This is a genomic window from Oleisolibacter albus, assembly GCF_003336875.1.
GTDB lineage: Bacteria > Pseudomonadota > Alphaproteobacteria > Azospirillales > Azospirillaceae > Niveispirillum > Niveispirillum album.
The window spans coordinates 1-20,081 of the sequence record NZ_QGNJ01000011.1; the positions used below are offsets into that span (position 1 = coordinate 1).

Sequence of the window (20,081 nt, forward strand, 5' to 3'; positions counted from 1 at the left end):
GCGCCCCGGCAACTCATTCCCTCGTCCAGCACCGCCGCAACCACCCGACGGCGCAGATCCATCGAAAGCCCAAGACCCATGCAGGCTGGCCTCCATACCCAGCCAGCAGCATGAATCACAAAATCAGCCCCATGGGAATCCCTCACGATTCCTGTCGCTCGGAAACTGCTCTAGTGGCCCCATCACCTTAGCCGCGAGAGGGCGGACCATGCGGCGCAGGTTTCCGCCGCCGGCGTGATGCCGGCCGTTTCCGCCGCGGCCACATCGTTGGGCAGGCCGGCACCGGGGCAGCGGTCCAGGCTGTCGCGGATCTCCCGCTTCGACAGGTCCGACAGCACCCAGCCCAACGGCACGTCCGGCACGCTGGCCGGCAGGCGCAGCATCAGGAATTGCATGGGGTGGGTCAAGGGTGCCTCGTCCAGCACGGTGCGGCCATCGACCCGGCGCTTGAAGCCGATCAGCTCCTCCTGCCCCAGGGTGCTGCGCACCGACAGGATGGTGGTGATGGGAGCCGTCAAATCCTGCAATGCCGTGGAGGGGGGCGTGGCCGGCGCCGCGCCCGCTGCCGGCCCGACCGGGGTCCGGGCCACTGCCGGCGGCAGCGGCGTCATCTCCGGGTCATTGGCCACATAGAGGAAGACCAGGCGGATCTTCTCCGGAGTCAGCGCCGGATTGGCGCGGCCGGCGGCGGCATAGGCGGCCAGGGCTGTGCGGGCGATGCCCAGCGCCGTCAGCGTGCCGGAATTGTCGTAATAGCCGCCATCCACATAGAGCCAGTCGAATCCCTCCGGCGGCGGTGACGGGCAGTCCGCCGCCATCTGCCACTCCACCTCGCCTGCCGGGCTGAGATAGGGGAAACGGGCGCTGGTGTGGGCGGCGGTGGCCATACGCAGCCGCGGCGTCAGGCAGGACAGATCGACGATGCCGGGAAACAGGGCCGGGTCCAGGCGCAGCGGCGCAATGACGGCATGGCGGCCGCTCTGGACCTGGGTGGTGTTGAAGAACAGATAGGGCAACGTGGTGGCCCCGTCGGCATAGAGCCGGGCCACGGGCTGGTCGAAGGGGCCGGCGATGGCACCGGGGCTGCGGGCCAGACCGATTTCGAAACCGCGGGCGCGGTCCAGCAGCGGCGTTCCGCCGACCCGCACCGCCACCGGCAGGAAGCGCTGGGCCAGATCGGGGATCAGGAAGCCGGTCAGCAGCGGCGACAGGAACTCGGCCCGGTAATAGTCCAGCACGCGCGCCGTGTGCGAGGACGGCACCTGCGCCGGCGCCGTCTGTGCAGGATCGGTGGTGCGGTCCCCGTCCAGCATCAGGCTGGCGGCATAGGCGCCGATGCCGACGCTGCCGCCGGACACGCCGGACAGACCCAGCACATGGCGGGCCAGGGCAGGATTGGCATCGGTCAGCCGCGCCAGGCTGTAGCTGGTCCAGTAAGCGGCACGGATGCCGCCGCCGGCCGAGGCGACGATGACCACGGGATAGGGATCGTCGGCCCCGCGGGCCGCAATCTCGTCGGCGCGGGCACCGAACCAGCGCGCGAATCCCTCCACAGCCGGGGCCGGCACATCGCCCTGGACTTCCGCCAGACGCAGCTGGTGGTCGGCGTTCCAGCCCAGCGCGCCGAAGACCAGGGCCAGGCACAGGCTCCAGAGGATGAAGGGGACGCCGGTCCGGCTGCTGAAATAGGACAGCGCGCTGCCGACGCCGACGAAACCGCCACCCCAGACCAGAAACAGCGGAGCCGTTCCCCAAAATCGGCCGAATCCGGCCGGCAACAACACCGTCAACAGCACGACGCCGACGAAAGCCGGCAGGAAAGCCCGGATCAGGACCCGGGTCAGCGGTGGCAGGGCCCGAAAGGGCAAGGCACGGGCAACCGGCCTGGGATCTTGGCCGGCATCGACGGAGCCGCGGCCCCATGTGGCCGAATAGGCGGTGGAGACAGCCGCACCCGGCTGAGGTGCCGCCTCGGCTATCGCGGCGGCCCGTTCCAGCCGTATGGTATGGTTGCGTTCCGCCTGCCAGTCTCCGACCAGCAGGTGGCGGCGCAGCAGAGTGAAGCCATAGAAGAGGATGGCCAGAGCCAGGGCAACCCATGCCAGTTGGTGCAATTGCGCCACTGTCCGCGGGGCCATGTCGGCATTGCTGCGCTCCACCGCGGACCACAGGCTCCAGGCCAGGGCGACCAGAGGCAGGCTGCCCAGGAGTCGGGGGAGGTGGCGTTCCAGCCAACGGGCGACCGGCGTCAATCTTTCGGAGGGTGCATTGCGGGCATAGACGGCGATGCGGGCCCAGTACCAAGCATTGACGGCGTAGAACAGGGCTGCCAGTAGTAACGACGGTGCCCCATGCCAGGACCAGCCCTGCTCTCCGACCAACCACAGCAGGTCACGCGCCTGCCCGGCGCCAAGCATCACGACCAGGAACAGCAAGGTGAAGACCAGGGAGAACCGCACTGTTACCAGGACACCCCAGACAGCCCCCACCTGCGTCCACATCCGCGTCATGCCTTCCTCCCTGTTCCCCTGTGACGGGTGGCGAGGATAGCACCGGCAAAATCGCTGCGCGCGTAAATCTTTTTGATTTTCCCTCAATCGGATCAAGCAGGCGCTGCCGGGCATGCGCATGGCTGGCCGGGCACCGCCCCTGCGGGGCAGTCTTTGGGCGGGGTCGGCGCCGGAAACGCTTCGGCCACCGGAGACGATCGGGAATTTCCTGGAATATTAACCCGCACGCATTATCTGTACCAGCGGGCCATCCGGCGCTTTACAGCTTCTGTGGGCTGCTGTCTACCTGCGCTTGCCGCGGGAGGCTGCCTCCGCGCTGCTGCATATTGAAGCACCGGGGACGCTCAAGTAAAACCGACGTGGTTTTGCAAGCCCTTGCCCATAGCCTGTCCGCGTCCTGCGGCGGGCGTTCCGACCGGACATCCCATGGCTCCCTACGACCAAGCACCGTCTGAGCGGTATTCCTTCCTGTTCGGAACGAACGGGACCTTCATCGCCGAACTGTACGCCCGCTACCAGCAGGACCCCGCATCGGTGGACGCCGGCTGGCAGAGCTTCTTCGCCGAACTGGGCGATGACGGGCGGGAGATCCTGGCCGAGCTCCAGGGCGCCAGTTGGGCCAAGTCCGACGCCAAGGTCATCGGCGCCGCCGATCCCGACGCCGCTCAGCCCGCCAAGGGCGGCGATAAGGGCAAGGGCGCCGGCAAGGCCGACGCGGGCAAGGGCGACAAGACGGCCGCATCCGGCATCACGCCCGAGCAGGTGCGCCAGGCACAGCTGGACAGCATCCGCGCGCTGATGCTGATCCGCGCGTACCGGGTGCGCGGCCATCTGCAGGCCAAGCTGGATCCGCTGCATCTGGAGAAGCGGGCCGAGCATCCCGAGCTGGATTACCGCTCCTACGGCTTCACCGACGCCGATCTCGACCGCCCGATCTTCATCGACAATGTGCTGGGGATGGAGACGGCGACGCTCCGCCAGATCGTCGATGCGGTGCAGAAGACCTATTGCGGCTCCATCGGCGTGGAGTTCATGCACATCCAGGATCCCGAGCAGAAGAGGTGGATCCAGGAGCGCATCGAGGGCATCCGCAACCAGACGGACTTCACGACCAACGGCAAGAAGGCAATCCTGCAGCGCCTGACCGCCGCCGAAGGCTTCGAGAAGTTCCTGCAGCTCAAATACACCGGCACCAAGCGCTTCGGCCTGGAGGGCGGTGAGATCCTGGTCCCCGCCATCGAGCAGGTGCTGAAGCGTGGCGGTCAGCTGGGTCTGAAGGAGATCGTGCTGGGCATGGCCCACCGCGGCCGCCTGAACGTGCTGGCCAATGTGCTGGGCAAGCCGTTCAAGGCCATCTTCTCGGAGTTCCAGGGCAACCCGGCCAATCCCGAGGATGTGCAGGGTTCCGGCGACGTGAAGTACCATATGGGCACGTCCAGTGACCGGGACTTCGACGGCAACACCATCCATCTGTCGCTGTCGCCGAACCCGTCGCACCTGGAAGTGGTGAACCCGGTGGTCTGCGGCCGTGTGCGTGCCAAGCAGTGCCAGGTCTCCGGCCAGGTGCCGCCGTCGGACGAAAGCCGTTATCAGGTTCTGGGCATTCTGCTGCACGGCGACGCCGCCTTCGCCGGCCAGGGGCTGGTGCCGGAGACGCTGCTGCTGTCCGAGCTGAAGGGCTACCGCACCGGCGGCATCATCCACTTCATCATCAACAACCAGATCGGCTTCACCACGGCGCCGCAGTACAGCCGGTCCGGCCCGTACCCGACGGAAGTGGCCAAGTCGATCCAGTCCCCGATCTTCCACGTCAACGGCGATGATCCCGAGGCTGTCATCCATGTCAGCCGCATCGCCACCGAATTCCGCCAGACCTTCCTGAAGGATGTGGTGGTGGACGTGGTTTGCTACCGCCGCCAGGGCCACAATGAAAGCGATGAGCCGGCATTCACCCAGCCGGTGATGTACAAGGCCATCCGCAAGCAGACGACCACGCGTGAGCTTTATGCCCAGCAGCTGGTCGGCGAGGGTGTGCTGACCGCCGATGAGGCGGACGCCATGGCCAAGAGCTTCCATGAGCAGATGGAGGCCGAGTTCCAGGCCGCCACCAGCTTCAAGCCCAACAAGGCCGATTGGCTGGAAGGCAAGTGGCAGGGTCTGACCACCGCCAGCGACGATGACCGCCGCGGCCGTACCGCGGTGGAGACGGACGTGCTGAAGCAGGTGGGCCAGGCCATCTCCACGGTGCCGGCCGGCTTCGACCTGAACAACAAGATCGCCCGCCAGCTCAAGGCCAAGCACGAGGCCGTGATCGAGGCCGGTACCGGCATTGACTGGGCCACCGGCGAGGCGCTGGCCTTCGGCACCCTGCTGCTGGAGGGGACCCCCGTCCGCCTGTCGGGCCAGGATGTGGGCCGCGGCACCTTCTCCCAGCGCCATTGCGTGCTGGTGGACCAGACGACCGAGGACAAATATGTCCCGCTGAACCACATCAAGGACGGTCAGGCCACCTTCGAGGTGCATGACAGCCCGCTGTCCGAGGCGGCGGTGCTGGGCTTCGAGTACGGCTTCTCCCTGGCCGAGCCCCATGCGCTGGTGCTGTGGGAGGCGCAGTTCGGCGACTTCGCCAACGGTGCCCAGGTCATCATCGACCAGTTCATCAGTTCGGCCGAGTCGAAGTGGCTGCGCATGTCCGGTCTGGTGCTGCTGCTGCCGCACGGCATGGAAGGCCAGGGGCCGGAGCACAGTTCCTGCCGTGTCGAGCGGTTCCTGCAGCTGTCGGCCGAGGACAACTGGCAGGTCTGCAACGTCACCACCCCGGCCAACTACTTCCACGCGCTGCGCCGTCAGATCCGCCGCGACTTCCGCAAGCCGCTGATCCTGGCCACGCCGAAGTCTCTGCTGCGCCACAAGCTCTGCGTCAGCGACCTGAAGGATTTCGGTCCCGGCGAGAGCTTCCACCGCGTCATCGGCGAAACCGCCGCCGACATGGTGGCGGGCGAGAAGGTGCGCCGTGTCGTGCTCTGCACCGGCAAGGTCTATTACGACCTGCTGCAGGAGCGCGAGAGCCGCGGCATCAAGGACATCGCCATCGTCCGGCTGGAGCAGCTCTATCCCTTCCCGGCTAATACGCTGGCGACCGAATTGGGCAAGTACCCCAACGCCGACGTGGTCTGGTGCCAGGAGGAGCCGGAGAACCAGGGTTACTGGTTCTTTGTCGACCGCCGCATCGAAAAGGTGCTGACCGGTATCAGCCACAAGGCCGGACGCCCGGTCTATGTGGGCCGCGCTGCCTCGGCTGCCCCGGCCACCGGCCTGCTGAAGCGCCACAACCAGGAGCAGGCCAAGCTCCTGGACGATGCGCTGACGGTCTGAGCCGCGTTCGGAATTCTCACGGAAACGACAAACACGAAGGCCCGAAGTCATGGCGACTGAAATCAAGGTGCCCGCCCTGGGCGAGTCGGTGACGGAAGCAACCGTCGCCCGGTGGCTCAAGAAGGTGGGCGAGGCGGTTCAGGTTGACGAGCCGTTGGTGGAGCTGGAGACCGACAAGGTCACGCTGGAGGTCAACGCCACCGCCGCCGGCACGCTGGCGGAGATCGTCGCGGACGAAGGTGCCAACGTCACCATCGGCGCGCTGCTGGGCAGCATCGCCGAGGGCGCCGGCGCCCCGGCAGCCAAGCCGGCCGCCGCTCCGGCTCCCGCTGCTGCTCCGGCCGCTCCCGCGGTTGCGGCGCCCGCCGCCGCTGGTGCCCCTTCTGCTGGTGCCGGCGTCATGCCCGCGGCCCGCAAGCTGGCCGAGGACAACAAGGTCGACACCGCCGCCATCGCCGGCACCGGCAAGGACGGGCGCGTGACCAAGGGTGACGTGATCCAGCATCTGGAGCAGCCGAAGCCGGCCGCCCCGGCACCGCGTCCTGCCCCCGTCGCCACCGGTCCGCGCGCCCGCGCCGACCGCGAGGAACGGGTGCGCATGACCCGGCTGCGCCAGCGCATCGCCGAGCGCCTGAAGGAAGCGCAGAGCACGGCCGCCATGCTGACCACCTTCAACGAGGTGGACATGACGAACGTGATCGCCATGCGCAACCAGCTGAAGGACAGCTTCGAGAAGCGCCACGGCGTGAAGCTGGGCTTCATGTCCTTCTTCGTGAAGGCCTGCATCGTGGCCCTGAAGGAGATCCCGGCCGTCAATGCCGAGATCGACGGCACCGATCTGGTCTACAAGAACTACTATGACATCGGCGTCGCCGTCGGCACGCCGCAGGGTCTGGTGGTGCCGGTGGTGCGCGACGCCGACGAGCTGTCCTTCGCTGGTGTGGAGAAGAAGATCGGCGAGCTGGGCAAGAAGGCCCGCGACGGCAAGCTGTCCCTGGACGAGCTGTCGGGCGGCACCTTCACCATCTCCAACGGCGGCGTCTACGGTTCGCTGATGTCGACGCCGATCCTGAACACGCCGCAGTCCGGCATCCTGGGCATGCACAAGACCATGGACCGTGCCGTGGTGGTCAATGGCAAGGTCGAGGTGCGGCCGATGATGTATCTGGCCCTGTCCTATGACCACCGCATCATCGACGGCCGCGAGGCCGTGACCTTCCTGGTGCGCGTGAAGGAATGCATCGAGAACCCCGAGCGCATCCTGCTCGAGGCCTGATCGGTCCGGCCCGTTCCGGGTCCGAAGCCCCGCCGGGCGACCGGCGGGGCTTTTTTTATGTCGTCGCGCCGCCATTGTCTGCCCATCCGGCATGCAATTGCATGCATGTGCTGATGATAATGACTTGCAGTTTTGTGCCCGGCTGACTATTGACGGGGGCCAGGGCGGGCGCACCATGATCGGGAACGGCGACCATGCAGCAACGCACCATCAAGGCCTGGTACCTCGTCCATAAATGGACCAGCCTGATCTGCACCCTGTTCCTGCTGCTGCTGTGCCTGACCGGCCTGCCCCTGATCTTCCATGATGAGATCGACCAGCTGCTGGAAGGGGAGCAGGCCCTGCCCGCGGTGCCGGATGGCACGCCGATGAAGTCGCTGGACGAGACGGTGGCGGCGGCCCTTGCCCTGCGCCGCGGCGATGTGCCGCTCTATCTCAGCTTCGACGAAGACCGCCCGGTGGTGAATCTCACCTCCGGCCCCCGGGTCACGGCCACTGCCGACCAGATGCATTTCCAACCCATGGATCTGCGCACAGCCAAGCCGGTTCCGGCGCATGAGGGCGGGGTGATGGAGATCATCCTGCGCCTGCACAAGGACATGTTCGCCGGCCTGCCGGGCGAGCTGTTCCTGGGCTTCATGGGCGTCCTGTTCGTGCTGTCACTGCTTTCCGGCGTGGTGGTCTATGCGCCTTTTATGCGCAAGGTGCCCTTCGGGACTGTGCGCGCCTCGCGCAGTCCCCGGCTGAAATGGCTGGACCTCCACAATATGCTGGGCATCGTCACCCTGATGTGGGCGACGGTGGTCGGACTGACCGGGGTCATCAACACCCTGGCGACACCGCTGGTCGATCACTGGCGCGGCTATGCGCTGGCGGACCTGACGGCGCCCTATGCCGGCGAGCCGGTGCCGGCAACGCTCTCCTCGGTCCAGGCCGCCATCGATACGGCCCTGGCCGCCGCACCGGGCAACCGGCCGCAATTCGTGGCTTTTCCCGGCGTACTCTTTAGCAGCAACCACCATTACGCCGTCTGGCTGAAGGGGGCGACGCCGCTCACGGAGCAACTGCATACCCCGGCCCTGGTCGATGCCCGGACCGGTGCCTTGACGGCCGTGGTCCATATGCCCTGGTACATGACGGCGCTGCGCCTTTCGCAGCCCTTGCATTTCGGCGACTATGGCGGGCTGCCGCTGAAGATCCTCTGGGCCGTGCTGGATGCCGTCACCATCGTCATCCTGGGCAGCGGTGTCTATCTCTGGCTCGGCCGTCGGCGCACCAGCCTGAACCGGCGTGTGCTGGAACTGGAAGCCGGCGGCGCACCGCTGACGGCGGGGGGCGGCCGATGAGCATGCGCCCGCCCGCCCAACAGATCGCTCAAAGAGCCGCCCGGCCGGCCGGCCGAACGGCTGCCCGCCGTATGCCGGCTGGCCGGCCCAACTCCCTGTCCCGGCCGGCCGGACTGCGCACCATCTTCGCCATGCCGGCGCTGATCGCAGCCGTCACGCTGGTGGGACTGGTCGCCGCCCTGCTGGGCAACGGGCTGCTCGATCTGGTGTCCTGGGCCGCCCTGCTGGTCCCGGTTGCCGTCATCGGCTGGGCCCTGCTTCTGCGACGCTGCTGACGGGTGGGGAAACGGAGCGGTAGTCGCGGGTGGGCGCTACGCCTATCCCTACCACCTACGTTGCTCCAGCTCACACCCTGTAGGCGATACGCAGTCCGCCCCAATGGCGCCCTTGCACCAGGATGGGGGCCGAGACGTCCTTCATCAGGGCGTAGTTGCCGTTGCCCATGTCGCGGCGGTAGGCCTGCAGCAGGAAGGGCTGGGTGTTGCGCCCGGCCGCCAGCCCGACGCGGTCGTTGAACAGGCGGCGGTTGCGGCTGTTGACGGCGTTCCAGGCGGAGTCGCCGGGCCGCTGTGGCTGGCTGAACTTGCGGTTATGCGTCGGCAGATAGCCGTTGCGGTCAACGGCTGCGCAGAACACCACCCGGTCCGACAGGGCCAGCACCGGCTCCTGCAGCGGCGGCAGCAGCGTATCGCTCAGGGTGGTGAAGCGCGTCAGCACCTGGGCCGGGTCGCTGCCGGCCACGGGCCGGTATTCGCTGTCGAACAGGTCGGCCTGGCTGATGCGGCCCTCGGCCAGCGCTTGCTCGAAGGCGGCACCGATGCGGGCGGCCGTGTCGCAGGCGGCGCGGATGAAGGGTGTGTCCACCGTGTCCACATCCAGCTTCGCCGTGTGGCCGATCAGCCGTTCGCTGGCGGCCAGCAGCCCGTTCAGCCGGTCGCGCGCCTGATTGAGGCTGCCGCTGGACTGGCTGACGCCCGCCGCCATGTCCATGATGCGTTGCTCCACCGCCTGGATGGTGCTGCCGATGCTGCGGGTGGCGCTGTCGATGCGGTCCTGTTGCGTATCCACCTCGCCCATGGCCACGGCCATGGTCTGCATCACCTGACCCAGCCGGTTGGTGTCGGCGCGAACGGAAGCGGCCTTGGCCACACTGGCGGCACCGCGGCTGGCCAGCGATTTCACCTGCTCCGTCAGATCGCGCAGGGTGGCGTCGATCTCCTCGGTGGCGCGGGCCGTCTGGTTGGCCAGGGCCTTGACCTCCTGCGCCACCACCGCGAAGCCCTTGCCCGCCGCTCCGGCGCGGGCGGCCTCGATGGTGGCGTTCAGCGCCAGCAGGTTGGTCTGTTTGGCGATGGTGTTGATCTCGTGCGCCACCTTGCCGACCCGGTTCAGCGCCGCTGTCAGCCCGCCCAACTGGCCTTCGATGCCGCTCACATCCTCGGTCAGGGCGCGGATGTCGCCCAGGGCCCGGTCGACCTGCTCGCGGCTGTCCTGGACCTCGGTGCGGGCGCTGGCCGTGGCGGCGCGGGCCGCCTGAACCGCCTCGGCCACATGGCCGGTCCCGCGGGTCATGCCGGCGGCATCGCGGCGCAAGGCATCGAAAACCATGGCCTGGGCGCTGATGCGGCCGCTGACATCGTCCACATGGCCGGCCACGTCGGCGATGGCGACGCCCAGGCTGCCCACCTCCTGCGCCAGTTCGGCCACGGCCGTGACGGCCTGTGCCCCGGATCCCGTGCTGGCCCCCGGCGCCGGCTTCGGCCCCAGACCCGGAACGGTAAAGGACCCATCCGCCATGATGTCATTCCCCCTGAACGGACCCGTGCCTGTGATCGAATCGGCACGTCTGCGCCGGCGACCCTTAGCATTTGTGTCGTTGCTTATCGATTAATCTCCCCTCATTCCGATCAGGCGGATAGATAGCCATTGGTAGGGAGGGGAGCTCCGTCGGGTGACTCCCGGTCCCGGCCGGGCGGACAGCCATGACCTATGACCACGGCAGGCAACCAGGGGCGGTATGTGGACATGGGCACGCCCCCTTGTCATAAAGTCGCACTTATCCTTTCCCGGCCTTTCCGGCCACATCCACACGGACGGTTTTTCCATGGCTGACACCCAATTCGACCTCGTCGTCATCGGCAGCGGTCCCGGCGGTTATGTGGCCGCCATCCGCGCGGCCCAGCTGGGCCTGCGCACGGCCTGCGTGGAGATGCGGAAGACCCTGGGCGGCACCTGCCTCAATATCGGCTGCATCCCGTCCAAGGCGCTGCTGACGGCGTCGGAGAAGTATGAGGAGGCCAAGCACAGCCTGGCGTCCTTTGGCGTGAAGGTCGCCGGCGTCGAGTTGGACCTGCCGACCATGATGAAGCACAAGGACGGCGTGGTGGCCGCCAATGTCGGCGGCGTCGAATTCCTGTTCAAGAAGAACAAGGTCACGCGCTTCATCGGCAAGGGCAGCATCGAGGCTGCCGGCGTGGTGAAGGTCACCAAGGAGGATGGCTCGGCCGAGACCGTCACCACCAAGAACATCCTCATCGCCACCGGCTCTGATGTCATGCCGCTGCCGGGCGTGGCCATCGACGAGAAGAAGATCGTCAGCTCCACTGGGGCGCTTGACCTGGACAAGGTGCCGGGCCGTCTGGTCGTCATCGGCGGCGGCGTCATTGGGCTGGAACTGGGCTCGGTCTGGCAGCGTCTGGGCGCCCAGGTCACCGTGGTCGAGTTCCTGGACCGCATCCTTCCGGGCATGGATGCCGAGGTCTCCAAGCAGTCCCAGCGTATCCTGGGCAAGCAGGGGCTGGCCTTCAAGCTGGGCACCAAGGTCACCAGCGCCACCGTAAAGGGTGAGACGGTGACCTTGACGGTGGAGCCGGCCAAGGGCGGGTCTGCCGAGACGCTGGAGGCCGACATCGTGCTGGTGGCCATCGGCCGCCGCCCCTATACGGCGGGGCTGGGGCTGGACACGGTGGGCGTGGCCCTGGACAACCGCGGCCGTGTCGTCACCGATCATCATTTCCGCACCAACGTCCCGGGCATCTGGGCCATCGGCGACGTCATCGCCGGCCCGATGCTGGCCCATAAGGCCGAGGAGGAGGGCGTGGTGGCCGCCGAGGTCATGGCGGGTCAGTCCGGCCACATCAACTATGACGCCATCCCCGGCGTGGTCTACACTTGGCCGGAGATCGCCAGCGTCGGCAAGACCGAGGAGCAGCTGAAGGAAGCCGGCATCGCCTACAAGGTCGGCAAGTTCCCCTTCACCGCCAACGGCCGCGCCCGTGCCATGCAGGTGACCGAGGGCTTCGTCAAGGTCCTGGCCGATGCCAAGACCGACAAGCTGCTGGGCGCGCATATCATCGGCGCCAATGCCGGCGACATGATCGAGGAACTGGGGCTGGCCATCGAGTTCGGCGCCAGCAGCGAGGATGTGGCCCGTACCAGCCACGCCCACCCGACCCTGACCGAGGCCATCAAGGAGGCCTGCCTGGCCGTGGACGGCCGCCCGATCCATATCTGATCGGGCTGCCCGGATCGGGACGGGGAATCGGGGTCGATCGGGGTTCCCTCCGGTCACCCCCCCCTTGTCCGGCGCCCCCTACAGCCAGCGCCGCCATTTGAAGTACAGGTAGGGCAGGACGGCGGCCGCCAGCATCACCAGCAGCGCCGCCGGATAGCCCCAGGGCCATTTCAGTTCGGGCATCCACTCGAAATTCATGCCGTAGATGCTGGCAACCATGGTCGGCGGCATGAAGATCACGGACATCACCGAGAAGATCTTGATGATGCCGTTCTGCTCGACATTGATCAGACCCAGCGTGGCGTCCAGCATGAAGTCCACCTTGGCCGACAGCACGCCGTCATGTTCCGACAGCGAGGCCAGATCCACCTTCAGCGCTTCCAGGCGGGCGACCGTTTCCGCCGTCAGCCGCTGAGCCTCGCGCCGCTGAAGCACGAAGCCGGCCAGCCGCGACAGGGTCAGGAGGCTGGCGCGCACCTTGGACACGACATCATGGTGCTGGCCGATGCGTTCCAGCATCAGCGACAGGTCGGCCCGCGGCTGGGCCGCGCTGGCGATGTGGTTGCCGCGCTTGCGGAAGATGCGGCGGGTCAAGTCATTGAGATCATCGCCCACCCGCTCCAGCGACTCGGCCAGCCGTTCCACCACCGTCTCCAGCAGGCCCAGCAGCACCGCCCAGGGATCCGGCCGCGGGATGGGCTGGCGGCTGCACCCTTGCAGGAACAGGGCGAAGGACCGCAACTCGCAATAACGCACTGTGATCAGGCGTTGCGGTGTGATGATGAAGGTCACCGGCTCGATCTGCGGGTCGGGGCCGGTGGCATTGGCCACCAGGTCCGCGGTCATCATCAGCATGCCGCGTTCCACATAGAGGCGCGACGACGCCTCGATATCGCGCATCTCGGCCCGCGTCGGCACATCCAGATGGATCTGCTGCTCCAGCAGCGTCTCCTCGTCCGGCGTGGGATTGTGCAGATCGACCCACAGCACATCCGGTCCAATGATGGTGGACTGTACCGGCACCAGACAGCCCTGGGCCAAAGCATGGAAGGTCAGCATTCCGGTCCCTGGTCAGGTGCCCGGCCGTTCGCACGACCGGGCATGAAATCGCCCGGATGAAACGCCCCGGGGTGTCCGGGTGTCACCGGCCCTGGCTGAGAACGGCCTTTACCTCGCCCAGCCGTTCATAGATGCCGAACAGCACGATCCAGGCCTCGCAGACCAGCCGCCAGAACAGCACGCCGACCGCCCAGCCGACCAGCACGGCCAGCGCCTGCCCCAGCCCGCCGCCATAGCCGGTGAAGGCGGCGAAGAAGCTGCCGATGGCCCCCAGCGTGCCCAGCACCAGCCCGATCCAGTAGATCAGCTTGATCAGCGCCGCCGCGATCATCTTGTCGAAGCGGAAGAGGTCCTTGAAAGTAAATCCAAACATTCGGATATGTCCCCCCGAAATTGTTGAGGGTTCATCCTGCCAGGATCACTCCGCAATGCCAATCGCCGCAGTGCAGCATCCGTCCACCGCGGACTCCGCATTTGCGGTATCCGCTTACCGCCGCGCACGGGGATGGGCTTTGTCATAGACCGCCAGCATGGTTTCGGCGTCCACATCGGTGTAGCGCTGGGTGGTGGACAGGCTGGCATGGCCCAGCAGGTCCTGGATGGCGCGCAGGTCGGCGCCGCTGCCCAGCAGGTGGGTGGCGAAGCTGTGGCGCAGGGCATGGGGGGTGGCGCTGTCGGGCAAGCCCAACAGGCCGCGCAGGGTCTGCATGGCTTTGCGGGTCACGGCGGCATTCAACCGGTCGCCACGGACTCCGACGAAGATCGGCCCGTCCGGCCCGGTGACATGGGGACAGGCGTCGAGATAGGCCGAAAGCGCCGAATGGACGGCAGGCAGCACCGGCACTTGCCGCTGCTTCGATCCCTTGCCCAGTACACGCACCGTCGCCGCCCCGGCCGGCAGGTCGGCCCGGTTTAGGGCCAGCGCTTCGGAAATGCGTAGGCCGCAGCCATAGAGCAGGGTGAACAGGGCGCGGTTGCGCAACCCCACCCAGCGTGCCTCCGGCACCAGGGCCGCTTCGTCCAGCAGGCTGGTGGCGTCGGGCACGGCCAGGGGGCGCGGGGCCGGGCGTTTGACTTTGGGGGCGGTCAGGGTGCCGATGGCCGGGTTGTGGACGATTCCGGCCCGGTCCAGCCAGCGGAACAGGTTGCGCACCCCGGCGATGCCGCGGGCGCGGGTGGCGGCGGTGGCGCCGTCGCCGGCGCGGTGCGACAGCCAGGCGCGGAAATCGGCCAGGGTCAGCGCTCCCAGGTCGTTCAGCGAGGGCCGCCGGCCGCGGTAATCGGTGATGAAGGCCAGGAACTGGGCCAGATCGGTGGTGTAGCTGCGCAGGGTCAGCGGCGCGCAGCCTTTCTCCGTGGCCAGCCAGCGCTGCCAGCGCCCGATGGTCTCATCGAGGTCGGCGGCGCAGGAAAAGCCCAAGGCGGCGGCTGGCTTGGTCATGGCGGCGGGCCGTCCCGGGCCACCAGCCAGCAGCGCAGGCAGCGCTCGACCACATGGGCCAGGAACTGCAGCAGCTCGGTGGCCTGGCCGGGATGGAACATGTCCGGTTCGCGGCTGCCCAGCGCCAGCAGGGCCGGTGGTGCCTCCGGCTGCAGGGTCAGGCGCACCAGCGCGTCGGACCGCACCGTCTCCAGGCCGTACAGGTCTGTTCCGCCCTGGATGTCGCTGCGCAGCAGCACATGGCGCCGGCCCAGCAGACGGGCGACGCCCCCCGATTCCAGCAGGCGCAGCCTTGCGCGGTCGATGGGGGTCACCGTTTCCGGCACGCTCTCCACCGCCAGGGCGGCCACGTCCAGATCCAGCAGCACGGCCAGATCGGTGCCGATGGCCTGGATCAGCTGGGCCAGGCTGCCGCTGTCCAGCAGGAACAGGGCGGCGGCATGGACACGGTTCTGGTTGTTGATGTTGGCGCGGGTGGTGGCGATCAGTTCGCGCTGCTGGTCGGAAAGGCGTCCGACCTCCCCGCGCAGCCGCTCCAGCAGGAAGGCCTGCATATCGATCACGCCCTGGCCGCGATCGACAGCGGGCGGCACCAGATGGGGGATCAGCTCGGGGTGATGAACCAGGAAATCCGGGTGGTCGCGTAAAAAGGCGGCCACATCCTCCGCCGTCAGCGCATCGTCCAGGGGGCTGGTGGTCTGGCCGGACTCGCGGATCATGCCGTCAATCCCCCCTTGGCGTTCCCTTCCGCCGTCTGCCATGGGGGTTCCTCCCATGGTTTCCCTGGTCGGAGCGGACCGGGCGTGTGCGGTTCCCTGCTGTCTAGCATGCCAGTTGCTGCACCGGGGACGGGCTGGAAGGGGTGGTCCCTTCCGGCCCGCCGCACTGTGACTTATTCGCCGCGCTTGGGCAGGGGCTGGCTGAGGATGTCCTGGCCGGTCTTGGCCCAGTCAGCCACGAACTGGGACAGGCCCTTGTCGGTCAGCGGGTGGTTGGCCAGCTGGCGGATGACCGACGGCGGCATGGTGGCCACATGGGCGCCCATGCGGGCCGACTCGACCACATGGGTCGGGTTGCGGATGGACGCCACCAGCACTTCGGTCGTGAAGGCCGGGTAGTTGTTGTAGATCTCGACGATCTCCTGGATCAGCCCCAGCCCGTTCTGGCCGATATCGTCCAGACGGCCGACGAAGGGGGAGACGAAGGCGGCGCCGGCCTTGGCGGCCAGGATGGCCTGGGCGGCGGAGAAGCACAGGGTGACATTCACCATGGTGCCTTCGTCGGCCAGAACGCGGCAGGTCTTCAAGCCGGCCGGGGTCAGCGGCACCTTGACCGTGACGTTCGGCGCGATCCGGGCCAGATACCGGCCTTCCTTCAGCATGGTCTCGAAATCGGTGGAGGCGACCTCGGCGCTGACCGGGCCGGGCACCACCTCGCAGATCTCGGCGATCAGGTCGATGAAGTTGCGGCCGGCCTTGGCGACCAGCGACGGGTTGGTGGTGACGCCGTCCAGCAGGCCGGTGGCGGCCAGATCGCGGATGTCGGCAAGGTCGGCGGTATCGACGAAGAACTTCATGGGGCGGGTCCTGCAAGGCTGGGGCGCCCGGAGGCGCCGGCGGATCTGGCGCTCCTTTACCGCGTGTGGGTCGGTGGAGTCGAGAGGACAGGCCATCTTCCGTCCCAGCCATGCGTGGGACACGGGAGCTCAGACCGGGGAAGTGACAGACCGGTGCCGATCATCAGTATCGGCAGCTGTCGCCGGTGGCTACGGTGGACCGACCGGATCAGGACGCTGAACTCCTCAGAACTGAAATACTGCATCTCATCAAGGATGGTCACGACCGGGCGGCCCGTATCCCCCGCTGCATGGCTGCATCGCGGTCGCCGCCCTGCCTGCGACCGGTTACCGCTGCTACATGCCATGGCCTGTGAGGACCAAGCGGGGCGGGGCATGGCTGGCGGGGTGGGCGAAGCGGTAGCGGGAGAGACGGTGACGCAGGCGGCACAGCCGGACGCAGCGGCGCTGAAGCCCTGGTTCATTCCCATCTTGGCCCTGCTGACCAGCTTCGGGCCGGTGGCCATCGACATGTATCTGCCGGCCCTGCCCGTCATTGCCCGTGAATTCGGGGTGGGACAGGGCACGGTGCAGATGACCCTTTCCTGGTTCCTGTTCGGGTTTGGTGGTGGCCAACTGGTCTGGGGGCCGCTGGCCGACCGTTTCGGCCGCAAGCGCCCGGCAGCGGCCGGCATCCTGCTGTTCGGGCTGGCCAGCGCCGGTTGTGCTTTGGCCAGTGATGTCGACCATCTCAGCGCCTGGCGCTTCCTGCAGGGGATCGGTGCATGCGCCGCCCCGGTGCTGGCCCGGGCCATGGTGCGCGACAGCTTTACGCGTGACCGCGCCGCCGCCACCCTGTCGCTGATGATGCTGGTCATGGGGGTTGCGCCCATGCTGGCGCCGCTGGCCGGCGGACAGGTGCTGGGACTGTCCACCTGGCGCACCATCTTCTGGGTGCAGGTCGGTTTCGCCCTGCTGGCCCTGGGGGGCCTCGCCACCCTGGCCGAGACGCTGCCCGCCGCCCGCCGCAGCCGCAGTGCCGGGCCGCTGGCCATGCTGCGCGGCTATGGGCTGCTGCTGGCCGACCGCCGTTTCCTCGGCTACACCCTGTCCTCGGGCTTCGTCTATGCCGGCATGTTCGCCTACATTTCCGGCACGCCCTTCGTCTATATCGAGTATTTCCAGGTTCCGGCCCGCTATTACGGCTTCCTGTTCGGCGTCAATGTCATCGGCATGATGGCGGTGAACAGCTTCAACGCCCGAGCGGTGATGCGGCACGGGCCGGGACTGTTGCTGCGCCGGGGTACCCAGGCCGCTGCGGTACTGGGGCTGGTGCTGCTGGCCAGCGGCGGCAGCGGGATCTGGGGCGGCGGGGCGGGCGGCATCGCCGGCGTGGCCGTGCCGCTGTTCTTCTATCTCGCCACCACTGGTGTGGTCGGGGCCAACGGCATGGCCGCGGCGCTGGAGAAGTTCCCGACCATGGCCGGCGCCGCCTCGGCCCTGGCCGGCACCATCCAGCTCAGCCTGGGCGCCCTGGTCGGCGGTGCCGTGGGCCTGCTCAGCACCGGTACGCCGCTGGCCATGTGCGCCATCATCGCTGCCTGCGGTCTGGCCGGGGTGGCGGTCAACCGGCTGCTGCTGGGCCGGATCGCCTGATGCTGCCAGGCCCCGGTTCCGTCCGGGGCCGGAGAATGCTACCACCGGCAGGACGGCGCAGGGACGAGAGGATGGCGTGGCAGAGGCGGGAGCGGAGACGGGATTTGCCCTGACGGCGGAGGATGCGCCCGCACACCGCGTGCGCGTGCTGCTGCCGTTGCCCTTTCCCGAGCCGTTCGACTATCGCGTGCCCGACGGCATGGACCTGCCCGATGGCGCCTATGTGGAGGTGCCGCTGGGACCCCGCCGCCTGTTCGGCGTGGTCTGGGGGCCGGCGCTGCCGAAACCCGAAGGACAAGTCGTTTCGGATGCGAAACTGAAGCCGGTTCTGCGCCGCTTCGATCTGCCGCCCATGCCGGAGGTCAGCCGCCGCTTCATCGATTGGGTGGCCGCTTATACCATGAGCCAGCCGGGGGCCGTGCTGCGCATGGCCGTCAGCGTCTCCGCCGCGCTGGAGGAGCCGCGCCTGCTGACCGGCTATCGTCTGGCCGAGGGCGGCGCTCCGGCGGATCTGCGCCTGACCCCGGCCCGCCGCCGCATCCTGGAGGTGCTGGCGGCATGCGAGGGGATGCCGCGCCCGGCCGCCGATCTGGCGGAGGAGGCGGGCTGCACACCCCAGGTGGTGCGCGGGCTGGCCGATGCCGGGGTGCTGCTGCCTGTGCCCATGCGCAGCCTGCCGCGCTTCGCGGTTCCCGATCATGACCGGCCCGGTCCGGTCTTCTCCGCCGAGCAGCAGGCCGCCGTCGATGTCCTGCGGGCAGCGGTGGAGCAGGGCGGCTATTCCTGCACCCTGCTGGACGGGGTCACCGGTTCCGGCAAGACCGAGGTCTATTTTGAACTGGTGGCGGCGGCCCTACGCAGCGGGCGGCAGGCGCTGGTGCTGCTGCCGGAGATCGCGCTGTCGGCCCAGTGGCTCGACCGGTTCGAGCGGCGCTTCGGCGTGCGTCCGGCCGAATGGCATTCCGACCTGTCGGGCCAACAGCGTCGCCACACCTGGCGGGCCGTGGCCCATGGCGAGGCGCGGGTGGTGGTGGGCGCCCGGTCCGCCCTGTTCCTGCCCTATCCCGCGCTCGGCGCCATCGTGGTGGATGAAGAGCACGAGGCCGCCTTCAAGCAGGAGGAGGGCGTGATCTACCACGCCCGCGACATGGCCGTGACCCGCGCCCATCTCGGCCGCATCCCCATCGTCCTGGTCAGCGCCACGCCCTCGCTGGAGAGCCTGACCAATGCCGAGCAGGGGCGCTACGGCCGCATCGATCTGCCGGCCCGCCATGGCGGGGCCCAGCTGCCGGACGTGACCCTGATCGATCTGCGCAAACCCGATGCGGCGCCGCCGGCCCGGCGCTGGCTTAGCCCGGTGCTGAAGGCCGCCCTGATGGAGACGCTGGCGGCGGGGGAACAGGCCATGCTGTTCCTGAACCGCCGGGGCTATGCGCCCTTGACCCTGTGCCGGGCCTGTGGTCACCGGCTGCAATGCCCGAACTGCACGGCCTGGCTGGTGGAGCACCGGCTGACCAAGCGGCTGCAATGCCACCATTGCGGCTACACGGCGCGGGCGCCGGACGAGTGCCCGAACTGCGGCACCGAGGGCAGCTTCGTCGCCTGCGGCCCCGGCGTGGAGCGGGTGGCGGAGGAAGTGGCGGAGCTGTTCCCCGATGCCCGCACCGCCGTGCTGACCAGCGACACGTTGGTTGGCCCCCGCGCCATGCAGCTGGCCATCGAACAGGTCAAGGACCATGCCGTCGATCTGATGATCGGGACCCAGGTCATGGCCAAGGGCCACCATTTCCCGCTGCTGACCCTGGTCGGGGTGGTGGATGCCGATCTCGGCCTGTCCGGCGGCGATCTGCGCGCCAGCGAGCGCACCTTCCAGCTGCTGCATCAGGTGGCCGGCCGGGCCGGGCGCGAAAGCCGGCCGGGACGGGTGTTCCTGCAGACCCACATGCCCGAGCATCCCGTGATGCAGGCCCTGGCCGCCCATGACCGCGACAGTTACCTGGCCCAGGAGGTGGAGGGCCGGCAGATGCTGGAGATGCCGCCGTTCGGGCGGCTGGCCGCCCTCATCGTCTCGGGCGAGGACGACCGGCTGGTGGATCAGGTGGCTCTGCGTCTGGGCCGGACCGCCCCGCGCGAGCGGGCGGAGCTGACCATCCTCGGCCCCGCCCCGGCGCCGCTGGCCGTGCTGCGCGGGCGCCACCGTCGCCGCCTGCTGCTGAAAGGGCCGAAGCAGCTGCCCCTGCAACCGATCCTGGCCGACTGGCTGGCCCGGGTGGAAATCCCGGCCCAGATCCGTGTCCAGGTGGACATCGATCCCTACAGCTTTATGTGACAGACGGGCAGCCGGATTTT

General features: G+C 68.1%; 14 protein-coding genes. 7 read left to right on the top strand and 7 right to left on the bottom strand.

Features of this window, described 5'->3' with window-relative positions; genetic code table 11:
* Positions 1-182: 182 nt before the first annotated feature.
* Positions 183-2,510, bottom strand: coding sequence for a patatin-like phospholipase family protein (locus tag DK368_RS14905; RefSeq protein ID WP_162306046.1), 2,328 nt, complete (start codon positions 2,508-2,510; stop codon positions 183-185).
* Between the two features lie 426 nt (positions 2,511-2,936).
* On the opposite strand from DK368_RS14905, the gene DK368_RS14910 reads away from it, so the two are divergent.
* From DK368_RS14910 to DK368_RS14925, 4 genes are all read left to right on the top strand, one after another.
* Complete coding sequence (locus tag DK368_RS14910; protein ID WP_114394769.1) at positions 2,937-5,885, top strand: 2-oxoglutarate dehydrogenase E1 component; 2,949 nt, start codon at positions 2,937-2,939, stop codon at positions 5,883-5,885.
* A gap of 49 nt (positions 5,886-5,934) precedes the next feature.
* Positions 5,935-7,161, top strand: a complete 1,227-nt coding sequence (odhB, locus tag DK368_RS14915; RefSeq protein WP_114394770.1) for a 2-oxoglutarate dehydrogenase complex dihydrolipoyllysine-residue succinyltransferase — start codon at positions 5,935-5,937, stop codon at positions 7,159-7,161.
* A gap of 194 nt (positions 7,162-7,355) precedes the next feature.
* A complete protein-coding gene (locus DK368_RS14920) occupies positions 7,356-8,507 on the top strand; it encodes a PepSY-associated TM helix domain-containing protein (RefSeq protein ID WP_114394771.1) in 1,152 nt (383 codons plus the stop codon).
* 71 nt (positions 8,508-8,578) lie between these two features.
* Positions 8,579-8,782, top strand: a complete 204-nt coding sequence (locus tag DK368_RS14925; RefSeq protein ID WP_114394772.1) for a hypothetical protein — start codon at positions 8,579-8,581, stop codon at positions 8,780-8,782.
* 70 nt (positions 8,783-8,852) lie between these two features.
* Here DK368_RS14925 and DK368_RS14930 read toward each other — a convergent pair whose 3' ends face one another.
* Complete coding sequence (locus tag DK368_RS14930; protein WP_114394773.1) at positions 8,853-10,304, bottom strand: methyl-accepting chemotaxis protein; 1,452 nt, start codon at positions 10,302-10,304, stop codon at positions 8,853-8,855.
* 307 nt (positions 10,305-10,611) lie between these two features.
* Between DK368_RS14930 and lpdA the strand changes: the two genes are divergently transcribed.
* Positions 10,612-12,021, top strand: coding sequence for a dihydrolipoyl dehydrogenase (lpdA, locus tag DK368_RS14935; protein ID WP_114394774.1), 1,410 nt, complete (start codon positions 10,612-10,614; stop codon positions 12,019-12,021).
* Positions 12,022-12,099: 78 nt separating this feature from the next.
* Here lpdA and DK368_RS14940 read toward each other — a convergent pair whose 3' ends face one another.
* The 5 genes from DK368_RS14940 to fsa form a co-directional block, all read right to left on the bottom strand.
* Positions 12,100-13,080: a magnesium transporter CorA family protein gene (locus DK368_RS14940; RefSeq protein ID WP_114394775.1), complete on the bottom strand. Its 981-nt coding sequence runs from the start codon at positions 13,078-13,080 to the stop codon at positions 12,100-12,102.
* 82 nt (positions 13,081-13,162) lie between these two features.
* Positions 13,163-13,453: a DUF4282 domain-containing protein gene (locus DK368_RS14945; RefSeq protein ID WP_114394776.1), complete on the bottom strand. Its 291-nt coding sequence runs from the start codon at positions 13,451-13,453 to the stop codon at positions 13,163-13,165.
* A gap of 114 nt (positions 13,454-13,567) precedes the next feature.
* Positions 13,568-14,521, bottom strand: coding sequence for a tyrosine recombinase XerC (locus tag DK368_RS14950; RefSeq protein WP_114394777.1), 954 nt, complete (start codon positions 14,519-14,521; stop codon positions 13,568-13,570).
* A complete protein-coding gene (locus tag DK368_RS14955; RefSeq protein ID WP_114394778.1) occupies positions 14,518-15,240 on the bottom strand; it encodes a DUF484 family protein in 723 nt (240 codons plus the stop codon). Before DK368_RS14955 ends, DK368_RS14950 begins: the two co-directional genes overlap by 4 nt.
* Before the next feature lie 173 nt (positions 15,241-15,413).
* Positions 15,414-16,097 carry a fructose-6-phosphate aldolase gene (gene fsa, locus DK368_RS14960; RefSeq protein WP_114394779.1) on the bottom strand — a complete coding sequence of 228 codons (684 nt, stop codon included), beginning with the start codon at positions 16,095-16,097 and terminating at the stop codon, positions 15,414-15,416.
* Positions 16,098-16,472: 375 nt separating this feature from the next.
* On the opposite strand from fsa, the gene DK368_RS14965 reads away from it, so the two are divergent.
* Positions 16,473-17,732, top strand: a complete 1,260-nt coding sequence (locus tag DK368_RS14965) for a Bcr/CflA family multidrug efflux MFS transporter (protein WP_162306047.1) — start codon at positions 16,473-16,475, stop codon at positions 17,730-17,732.
* Between the two features lie 76 nt (positions 17,733-17,808).
* Positions 17,809-20,061, top strand: coding sequence for a primosomal protein N' (locus tag DK368_RS14970; RefSeq protein ID WP_114394781.1), 2,253 nt, complete (start codon positions 17,809-17,811; stop codon positions 20,059-20,061).
* The last annotated feature ends 20 nt before the right edge of the window (positions 20,062-20,081 follow it).